At 74.3% G+C, this 9,265-nt stretch carries 9 protein-coding genes and 1 pseudogene; 5 read left to right on the plus strand and 5 right to left on the minus strand.

The window, feature by feature from the left end; translation table 11 throughout:
• Positions 1–94: 94 nt before the first annotated feature.
• Complete coding sequence (locus ABZ920_RS30240) at positions 95–571, minus strand: GNAT family N-acetyltransferase (RefSeq protein ID WP_361511977.1); 477 nt, start codon at positions 569–571, stop codon at positions 95–97.
• Positions 572–939: 368 nt separating this feature from the next.
• On the opposite strand from ABZ920_RS30240, the gene ABZ920_RS30245 reads away from it, so the two are divergent.
• The 3 genes from ABZ920_RS30245 (at position 940) to ABZ920_RS30255 (ending at position 5,548) form a co-directional block, all read left to right on the plus strand.
• On the plus strand, positions 940–1,812 hold the full coding sequence (locus ABZ920_RS30245) for a trypsin-like serine protease (RefSeq protein ID WP_361511980.1): 873 nt from the start codon (positions 940–942) through the stop codon (positions 1,810–1,812).
• A 372-nt stretch (positions 1,813–2,184) separates the two neighbouring features.
• A complete protein-coding gene (locus ABZ920_RS30250; protein WP_361511983.1) occupies positions 2,185–3,825 on the plus strand; it encodes an alkaline phosphatase D family protein in 1,641 nt (546 codons plus the stop codon).
• A gap of 397 nt (positions 3,826–4,222) precedes the next feature.
• A complete protein-coding gene (locus ABZ920_RS30255) occupies positions 4,223–5,548 on the plus strand; it encodes a lipase family protein (RefSeq protein WP_361511986.1) in 1,326 nt (441 codons plus the stop codon).
• Between the two features lie 46 nt (positions 5,549–5,594).
• Here the strand turns inward: ABZ920_RS30255 and ABZ920_RS30260 are convergent, their stop codons facing one another.
• Positions 5,595–6,047: a flavodoxin family protein gene (locus tag ABZ920_RS30260; RefSeq protein WP_361511988.1), complete on the minus strand. Its 453-nt coding sequence runs from the start codon at positions 6,045–6,047 to the stop codon at positions 5,595–5,597.
• A 500-nt stretch (positions 6,048–6,547) separates the two neighbouring features.
• On the opposite strand from ABZ920_RS30260, the gene ABZ920_RS30265 reads away from it, so the two are divergent.
• A complete protein-coding gene (locus ABZ920_RS30265; protein WP_361511991.1) occupies positions 6,548–6,769 on the plus strand; it encodes a hypothetical protein in 222 nt (73 codons plus the stop codon).
• A gap of 85 nt (positions 6,770–6,854) precedes the next feature.
• Here the strand turns inward: ABZ920_RS30265 and ABZ920_RS30270 are convergent, their stop codons facing one another.
• Complete coding sequence (locus ABZ920_RS30270; RefSeq protein WP_361511994.1) at positions 6,855–7,703, minus strand: class II glutamine amidotransferase; 849 nt, start codon at positions 7,701–7,703, stop codon at positions 6,855–6,857.
• A 150-nt stretch (positions 7,704–7,853) separates the two neighbouring features.
• Between ABZ920_RS30270 and ABZ920_RS30275 the strand changes: the two genes are divergently transcribed.
• The gene (locus tag ABZ920_RS30275; RefSeq protein ID WP_361511997.1) at positions 7,854–8,558 is read left to right on the plus strand and encodes a class I SAM-dependent methyltransferase; all 705 of its coding nucleotides are present in this window, start codon (positions 7,854–7,856) and stop codon (positions 8,556–8,558) included.
• Positions 8,559–8,608: 50 nt separating this feature from the next.
• On the opposite strand, the pseudogene ABZ920_RS30280 reads toward ABZ920_RS30275, so the two are convergent.
• Both ABZ920_RS30280 and ABZ920_RS30285 read right to left on the minus strand, forming a co-directional pair.
• Positions 8,609–8,896: pseudogene (locus ABZ920_RS30280) on the minus strand (spore photoproduct lyase family protein); the annotation flags it as partial.
• Positions 8,897–9,170: 274 nt separating this feature from the next.
• The coding region (locus ABZ920_RS30285; RefSeq protein WP_361512000.1) for a sigma factor-like helix-turn-helix DNA-binding protein at positions 9,171–9,265 on the minus strand (95 nt) is incomplete at its 5' end.

Genomic DNA, 9,265 nt, shown 5'->3' on the forward strand with positions numbered 1-9,265 from the left:
GGGGGGTCCGCCCCGGGTCCGCGGCTTTGGGGGGCGGGTGGCGGGGCCGCCCCGGTCCGCCGCGGGTGGGCCCCCCGGGCCCCCCCCCGCGGCACTAGGCGCGGGCTCCCAGCGCGGTCAGGGCCTCGTCGGTCAGGCGGTACACCGTCCACTCGTCCTGCGGGCGGGCGTCCAGGGCCTCGTAGAAGCCGATGGCGGGGCGGTTCCAGTTCAGGACCGACCACTCCAGGCGTTCGTAGCCGCGGTCCACGCAGATCCGGGCCAGCTCGGTCAGCAGCGCCTTGCCGTGCCCGCCGCCGCGCGCCTCGGGGCGGACGTACAGGTCCTCCAGGTAGACGCCGTGCACACCGCGCCAGGTCGAGAAGTTGAGGAACCACAGCGCGAAGCCCACGACCTCGCCGTCCGCGTCCTCGGCGACGTGTGCGAACGCCGCGGGGTGCTCGCCGAACAGCGCCCGCGCGAGCTGCTCCCGCGTCGCCCGCGCCTCGTCGGGCGCCTTCTCGTACTCGGCCAGCTCACGGATCAGTGTGTGGATCGCGGGGACGTCGTCGGGGGTCGCGGTGCGGATCATGGGCGCAGTGTCACACACGGCCCGCGGCGCGCCGACGGCCGCCCCCGTGCGGCCGTCGGCGCAGGCCTCCGGTATGTCCGGGCGGCCCGTGCGGCGCCCCGGCCTCGACGGATTCCGGGGCCGGGAGCCGGCGTGGCCGCGAAGAGGCGGCCGGTGCCGCGGAGGAGACGTCCTTCGAGCCGTCGGCCTGCGTCAGCGGCCACCCGCGGCGGCTCACCGACGCGACAGCCCGTCGCACACGGCGGCGTCCGCCCGGCGACACCGCCTCACGCGGGGCGGCGAACCTCTTGATCGCGACCGCCGCAGGCGATTCAATGCCCCTCACCCCCACAGGAGAACACCCGTCCTACCCACCGAAGGGGTTCTTCTTGACCGCCGTACGCGCCACCGCCGTCACCGCAGCGGCCTGCGCCGCCGTGCTCGCCACCGCGATGCCCTCCTCCGCGATCAACTCCTACAACGCCACGCCCGCACCCGAACGCACCGAGGTCGGCGCGCTCGTGGCGACATGGGACAACGACAGCGATCCGGCGACCCCGGACCGGGTCGACTGGGTCTGCTCCGGCACGATGATCGACGCGGACACGTTCCTGACCGCCGCGCACTGCACGACCGACTGGCCGGACGACGTGCGGTTCTACGTCTCGCTCGACCAGGACGTCCAGGCGGGGCTGGACGCCGCCGCGCAGAGGTACCCGGGTGATCCGGCGGCCCAGGCGAGCGCCGTCGCCGTCGAGGGCACCGCCCGCACCCACCCCGGCTATCCGGGTCCGTCCTCGGACACGCACGACATCGCGGTGATCGAACTGCCCGCCGCGAAGGTCGCCTCCCGCTGGTCCTTCAAGCCCGCCACGCTGCCGTCCGCGAACGAGCTGGGGGCGCTGGGGCCGCAGGGGCTGAACTCCACCGACTGGCTGGTGGCCGGCTACGGCACGCAGGAGGCGCTCAACGGACCGGGCGGACAGACCCATCCGGGCGGCGGCGTCCGCATGAAGGCGCCCCTGAGCTTCGACGCCCTCAACGACGCCTGGGTCCGCCTGGCCATGACCGCACCCCAGGGCAACGGCGGCGCCTGCTACGGCGATTCGGGCGGGCCGAACTTCGCCGTCCTGGGCGGAAAGCGGGTGCTGGTGGGCACGACCATCACCGGCGACAGCCCGTGCTACGCCACGAATGTCGCCTACCGCCTGGACACGCCCGGCGCGCGGGCGTTCCTGTCGCCGTTCGTGAAGCTGCCGTAGGAAGCGGCTGTCCCGCAGCGGCACTTGATCGCGTCCGCGGCCGGGTGAGCACTCCCCCGGGGCCGGGCCCGGTACCACTCCCGGGTCCGGCCACCCGCCGGGCCGTGCGCGCACGTTCGCCGAGTCCGGAGTGGGCGGCCCGCTCGGGACGGTCCGGGCGGCGGCGCGCGGCTCACGGGGGCTCACCACTGCCGGCGTCCGTGCCGGCGGCGGCCGGCCACAAAACTGCCGCCGCCGGCGCGCATCCGGGCGGGATGCCGGGCAGCGTTCGGAACTCATCATTCCGCCATCGCGGTGTCATGCACCTTCCAAATCGATGTCGTCCGGGGCCAGTCCAATGCAACCGGCAACCACCTCGACAGGGAGGCCCGGATGACACCCGCATCCCGCCCGTCAGACCCGACCCCGGAATTCCGCACGGCCGCACGCCACTTGGGCCGTCGCCGCTTCCTGACCGTCACCGGCGCGGCCGCCGCGCTCGCGTTCGCGGTGAACCTGCCCGCGTCCGGCACCGCCGCCGCCGCCGAACTCGACCCGGCCCGGCTCACCGAGGACCCCTTCACCCTCGGGGTGGCCTCCGGCGACCCGCTGCCCGGCTCGGTGCTGCTGTGGACGCGGCTCGCCCCCGCGCCGCACCAGGCCGACGGCGGACTGCCGGCCCGGCGCGTTCCCGTGCGCTGGGAGCTGGCCCGTGACGAGGGCTTCCGCCACGTGCTCCGGCGGGGCACCGCCGTCGCGCACCCCGAGTTCAACCACGCCGTGCACGTCGAGGTCGGCGGTCTGGGCGAGAACCGCGTCTACTACTACCGCTTCAGAGCCGGCAGCTGGATCAGCCGGACCGGCCGCACCCGCACCGCGCCCGGGCCGGGCAGCGCGGCCTCCGCGCTCTCCTTCGGCCTGGTCTCCTGCCAGCGCTACGACCAGGGCTACTACACCGCCTACCGGCACCTCGCCGAGGACGACGTCGACGTCGTCTTCCACCTCGGCGACTACCTCTACGAGTACGCCGTCAACTCGGCGGGCGGGGCGCGCGCGTACGCCGCGGGCACCGTGCCGGACGTGCACAACCACGAGACGGTGACCCTGCGGGACTACCGGCTGCGCTACGGGCTGTACAAGTCGGACCCGGACCTGGTGGCCGCGCACGCCGCGCATCCCTTCGTCGTCACCTGGGACGACCACGAGACGGAGAACAACTACGCCGACGACGTCTCGGAGAAGAACGACCCCACCGAGGAGTTCCTCCTGCGCCGGGCCGCCGCGTACCGGGCCTACTGGGAGAACATGCCCCTGCGCCGCCCCCAGCTGCCCGACGGGCCCGATCTGAGGCTCTACCGCCGCCTCCACTGGGGCAGGCTCGCGCAGTTCGACGTGCTGGACACCCGTCAGTACCGGTCCGACCAGGCCTACGGGGACGGCTGGCAGTACCCGGGCCCCGAGTCCGAGGACCCCTCACGCACCCTGACCGGCGCCACCCAGGAGCGCTGGCTCATCGACGGCTGGCGCCGCTCCCGCGCGGTGTGGAACGTGGTGCCCCAGCAAGTCACCTTCTCCCAGCGCCGGAACACCACCGCCGTGCCCTCCAAGGTCTCCATGGACTCCTGGGACGGCTACCCGGCCTCTCGCGAGCGGGTCCTGGCCGGGGCCGAGGCGGCCGGCGTCGACAACCTCATGGTGCTCACGGGCGACGTGCACGTGCACTACGCGTTCGACATCAAGCGCGACTTCGACGACCAGGACTCGCGCACCCTGGGCACGGAGATCGTCACCACGTCGGTCACCAGCGGCGGCAACGGCTCGGCGAAGCCGTCCGACTGGGGCGCCTACCGGGCCGCCAACCCGCACCTGCGGTTCTACGACGGCCGGCGCGGCTACGCGACGGTCGAACTCGGCCGGGAGCTGGCACGCGTGGACTACAAGACGGTGCCGCACGTCACCACCCCGGGTGCGCCGCTCACCACGGCCGCCTCCTTCGTCACCGAGGTGGGCGACCAGGGGCTGAAGCCGGCGTAACGGCGTCCGGCGCCCCGGCGCCGGCCGGTCCCCGCCCCGGTCCGGCCGGGACCGGGACCGGGGACGTGCGGGCGGTGCGGCAGGGCGGCAGGGCAGCGGACGAGTGCGGATGACGGCTGCGGAGACGAGGGGGCCGCGCGGGACAGGTGGTGCCTTCGTGACGGGCGGCGAACCCTATCAGACGCACAGTTAAATTACTGAACCGTAACCTACTTCCGGGTACCTTCGGTAACCGCAGGTCGTCTACGGTCTGGTCAGCCCACTTCCCCACGGCGTGAGGGAGTCCGGTGGGACGACCGCGCGCCCTCACGCCGCCGGTCCTCCATGCCCGGGTGGCTGCCGGCCGCCCGGGCACGGAGGCCGTCTTCCCTGCCGGCCGCATCCCAGGGGGTTCCCCATGCCCGCGCGCAGACGTCTGGTCGCCATAGCAGTCTCCGTCGTCGCCTGTCTCGGCAGCCAGGCCCTACCGGCCGCCGCGGCCACGGGCTCGGCCCCCGTGGTCTCCCGGGGCGTCACCATTCCCGCCTTCTACGACCCGCCCGAGACGCTGCCCGCCGCGGACGGCGCCGTGGTCCGCAGCGAACCGCTCCGGCTGGCCCTGAGCCTGCCCGGCATCGGCGGTCCGCTGCCGGGACGGGCCACACGGCTGATGTACAAGTCGACCGACGCGGGCGGGCAGCCGGTCGCCGTCACCGGCGCCTACATCGAGCCGAGGGCGGCCTGGCGGAGCGGCGGGGCCCGCCCGCTGGTCGTCGTCGCACCGGGCACGATGGGGCAGGGCGACCAGTGCGCCGCCTCCATGGGCCTGGAGCACCCGCTGGCGTTCAACGGGCAGACGGTGTCCGTCGGTTACGAGGACCTGTCGATCTACCGGCTGCTGGCCGAGGGCGCCGCTGTCGTGGTCACCGACTACGTCGGCCTGGGCGCCACCGACCGGCTGCACACCTACGTCAACCGGGTCGACGAGGCCCACGCCGTCCTCGACGCGGCCCGCGCCGCCCGCTCCCTGGAGGGAGCCTCGGTCACCCGCGCCTCGCGCGTCGGCCTGTTCGGCTACAGCCAGGGCGGCGGCGCCACCGCGGCCGCGGCAGAACTCCAGCCCTCCTACGCCCCCGACGTCCCCCTCGCGGGCACCTACTCCGGGGCGCCGCCCGCGAACCTGACCGACGTCACCGAAGCCATCGACGGCACCGAACTGGCGGGCGCCCTGGGCTGGTCCCTGAACGGCTTCCTCCAGTCCGAACCCGAGCTCGAACCCCTCGCCAACGCCCGTCTCAACGCCACCGGCAAGGCCGCCCTGGCGGACCTGTCGACGATGTGCGTCGGCGACTCCCTCTTCCGGTACGGCTTCGCGCGCAGCACGAGGTGGACGACGGACGGGAAGTCCATCGGCGACATCATCCGCTCCACGCCCGAACTCACGGCGTTCCTCGACAGCCAGCGCATCGGCAAGCTGAAGCCGGCCGGCCCCGTCCGGGTGGCCACCGGCACCAGCGACAACCTCGTCCCGCACGCGCAGTCCCGCCGGCTCGCGGTCGACTGGTGCCGCAAGGGCGCCGACGTCACCTACCGGCCCCTGCCCCTGCTCGACGTCGGCAGCCCCCTGATCAACCACTTCGGCCCCCTGCTGGCGGACCAGGGCAGCGCCGTCAACTGGCTGACCGACCGCCTCGCCGGCAAGCCCGCCACATCCAACTGCTGGACCATGCCCCTGCAGCCCTGAGGGATCGTCAGCCGGGCGTGGGGGCTGTCCTCCCCCGCGCCCGGCGTCACTGCGTCAGGCCGGCCGCGAGCACCGCGCCCAGCTCCCAGCACGCCTCCAGGTCGGCCTTGCCGGGTTCACCGGTGACGCGCACCGCCTCGGCCGCCCGGCGCCAGCCGAGGCCCGTCGTGACGGTCTCGATGCCGCGCACGGCCCCGGTCACGTCGTTGCCCCCGTGCACGTAGTACCCGAAGGGCCGGCCCCGCGTCTCGTCCAGGCAGGGGTAGTAGATCTGGTCGAAGAAGTGCTTGAGGGCCCCGGACATGTAGCCGAGGTTGGCCGGGGTGCCGAGCAGGTACCCGTCGGCGGCCAGCACGTCGGACGCCGACGCCGACAGCGCGGCCCGCCGTACGACCCGGACGCCCTCGATGTCCGGATCGGTCGCGCCGGAGACGACGGCCTCGAACATCGCCTGGCAGTTCGGCGAGGGCGTGTGATGCACGATCAGCAGAGTAGCCACATCCGAACCCTGCCCCGGCATCCCCTCCGGCGGCAACCGCGTGCGCGGGCCGGCCCGGCCGGACCGCCGGGAGCGGGTTCGCCGCCCGCCGGTGACGTGACGGCCGCTTCCGGGAACGCGTTCGGTCCAGAGCCGGTGGCGAGGGCGGCCCCGCCGTGGCGCGGGCAGCGCGGCGGGGGCCACGGTCACGCAGGCCCTGGGCCGTGTCGGCACAGTGCCGTCGTCCGCCCGGAGGGCGGGCCCCGCGGCGTCCGGTGCGTGCTCTCGGCGTGCCGGGCGGAGACCCTCGTACCGGATGTACTCGGGACTTCGCCCGGTGCGGCGAGCGGTGGGTACCCCCTGCTGGAGCGAAGCCGGGAGCTCGGGGCAGCGTGCCAGGCGTCGCGGGGCAGACGGGACTTCGCGGACACGGCCTAGGCTCGGGGAGCCGGCGCGGTGGTGCCGCCGGCCGCGCACGGCGGACGGGCTGCCGGCCGGGCGCCGCAGACGGAGGGAGACGGGTGAGCGAGCAGCAGGGCCGCGACTGGACGCGCATGACCCCGGGGGACTTCGACCGGGAGGAACCGCTGCGTCTGGCGGTGGGCACCGGGCCCACCGCGATACCGGCCGAACCGGACGAGTGCGGCACGGACCCGCTGTTCGGCGACGAGCCGCCCGCACCCCGCGTCCGCGGCCGGGCGAAGCGTCCGCCCACGCCGCTCCAGCAGGAGGCGCTGTTCTGACCGCGGGGCAGGTGCCCGGCGCGGCGGACGGCAGCACAGAAGCCCGGTCCGCGAGGTGGCCCGCGAGCCGGCGTCGCCCGGAGCGCTAGCTCCGGGACGCGTGGGCGAGGTCGGGGCGGAAGGGGCGCATCGCGTCCCCGCCGGGCTGGACGACGCTGTAGCTGCTCTCCGGGACCTCGTTCCAGGCTCCGGGGAGGTCGCCCAGCGGTTCGGACACGATCAGGCGGCTGTCGTCCGACAGCTCCCGCAGCAGGGCGGCGTCCGGATGGAGAGCGCGGAGGTCGCCGACCTCGGTGCTGTAGTACAGCGACCGCGAGGCGGCCACGGTGGAGTACCGGAAGGCCCACACGGACCGGCCGTCGGTCACCGCGACGGTCATCTGGAGCGGGTGCGCGATGTCGTGCGCGTGCCCCGTGCGCTCGACCAGGCCCGCCATGCGGGCCACGGCACCGGGCGGGTCCTCCGGCAGGCCGAAGGTGAGAGCGAGGAAGAACATCAGCTCCGAGTCGGTGGACCCCTCGATGTCGGGGTACAGGGCGGGGTCCACGGCCAGCGTGAGATCACGCCGCAGCTCACGGAAGCCGGCGATCGCCCCGTTGTGCATCCACATCCAGCGGCCGTAACGGAACGGGTGGCAGTTGGTCTGCTGCACCGCCGTCCCCGTCGAGGCCCTGATGTGGGCGAAGAACAGGCCCGAGCGCACGTGGTGGGCGACCTCCCGCAGATTGCGGTTGTTCCACGCCGGGTCGATCTCCCGCAGGACGGCGGGAGTGGACCGCTCCTGCGTGTACCAGCCGATCCCGAACCCGTCGCCGTTCGTCGTCTCGACGCCGAGGCGGGAGTGCAGGCTCTGGTCGATCAGGGAGTACTTCGGCTGGAACAGGACCCGGCTGAGAAGGATGGGTGATCCCGAGTAGGCGATCCAGCGGCACATGTGCGCCCCTCCGTTCCTCGTCCCCGAGCCGGCGTCCGGCCGCGGCCCCTTCCAGGACAGCCGTGCCGCCCGGCGGACGCATCACCCGTCACGGGTGAGCCCCGGCAGGACGGCGGCCGCCCCGGACCCGGTTGTGGCCCGGTGCCGCGGATGCCACGATGCCGGGCAGTGACCGTCGCGAGGGGAGGCAGCATCGTGGGTGGCGACGCGGATCAGCACCGGCCGGCCGCGGCGGTGTTCGACGCGCTGGGGGCACGGTACGAGGAGGCGTTCGCCGGTTCGGCGGCGCACGCGGCCTCGCTGGAGCGGCTGCTCGCCCGGCTCGCGCCCGGCAGCCGGGTGCTGGACGTCGGCAGCGGCACGGGCCGGCCCACGGCCGCGGCGCTGGCCGCCGCGGGCCACGACGTGCTGGGGGTCGACGTCTCCCCCGTGATGGTGGGCCTCGCCGCCCGCCGGGTGCCCGGGGCCTCCTTCCGCTGCGCCGACATCCGGGCGGTGCCGCTCGACGACGACTCGTTCGACGCGGTGTGCGCCTACTTCTCGCTGCTGCAGATGTCCCGTAAGGAGCAGTCCGGACTGGTGCGCCGCCTGGCCCGGGCGCTGCGGCCGGGCGGCGCCATGGTGCTCGCCACCGTGCCGCTGGACCTGGAGGACGCCGAGGGGGTCTTCATGGGGCAGCCCGTACGGGTGAGAAGCTTCTCCACCGGTGCCTTCACCGCCATGGTGGAGGAGGCGGGTCTGACGGTGCTGTCCGCGGACAGCCAGGTCTTCACTCCCGCGCACCCCGAGGCGATGCCGGAGCCCCAGCTCTTCCTGGACTGCGAGCGCCCGGCGGAGGTTCCCGTGCGGAGCTGACCGGGCGCGGTGGCCCGGTGCTGCCGGGGCCGCCCCGCTGCCCCGCCGGTAATCAGCGCGTCGACCGAGCAGTCGCCGTTCTCGCCGATGTCGTGCGCCCACGCCTGGGCGTCGCACTGGTTGGGCTCCGGTTTGGGGCCGAGCCGCGTGATGTGCCGTCCCACGTGGGCCAGGAGCGCGTCGATGCTGGTGAAGACGGTGATCGGGTTGGCGTATCCCTTGCGGCGCGGTACGCAGCAGTACGCGCAGGCCATGGCGCAGCCGTAGGAGGGGCCGGGGCGATCCGGAGCGGCCGTCGGGCCGGGTCGTCAGGGCTTCCGCTCGCCGAGCACCAGGGTGCCGGACGGGTGGACCCGGCCGCCGGGCGGCCTGCCGCCCGTGCCGTCGTGGGAGCCTCGCATCCTTGCTCCGCTCTGGTCCGTGGCTGTGCACCTCACGGGCCGGGCAGCCGTCCGAAATGTCTCGAGCGGTGTCCTTCCACACACTGTGAACGGCCCGGGCCGGCGGGGTGAGCCGCCGGCCCGGGCCGGTTCCGTTCGATGCGGCGGGACGCCGGCGCGCCTCCGGTGCGGCCCGCCGCGGGCGGGCGGCGCACGGGCGCGCGGTCCCGGATCAGCCGGTGGAGAGCATGCCCTCGCGCAGGTTCTTCAGCGTGCGCGACAGCAGACGCGACACGTGCATCTGCGACACCCCCAGACGCTCCCCGA

The sequence above is a fragment of the Streptomyces sp. NPDC046831 genome (genome assembly GCF_040645305.1).
Classification (GTDB): Bacteria; Actinomycetota; Actinomycetes; order Streptomycetales; family Streptomycetaceae; genus Streptomyces.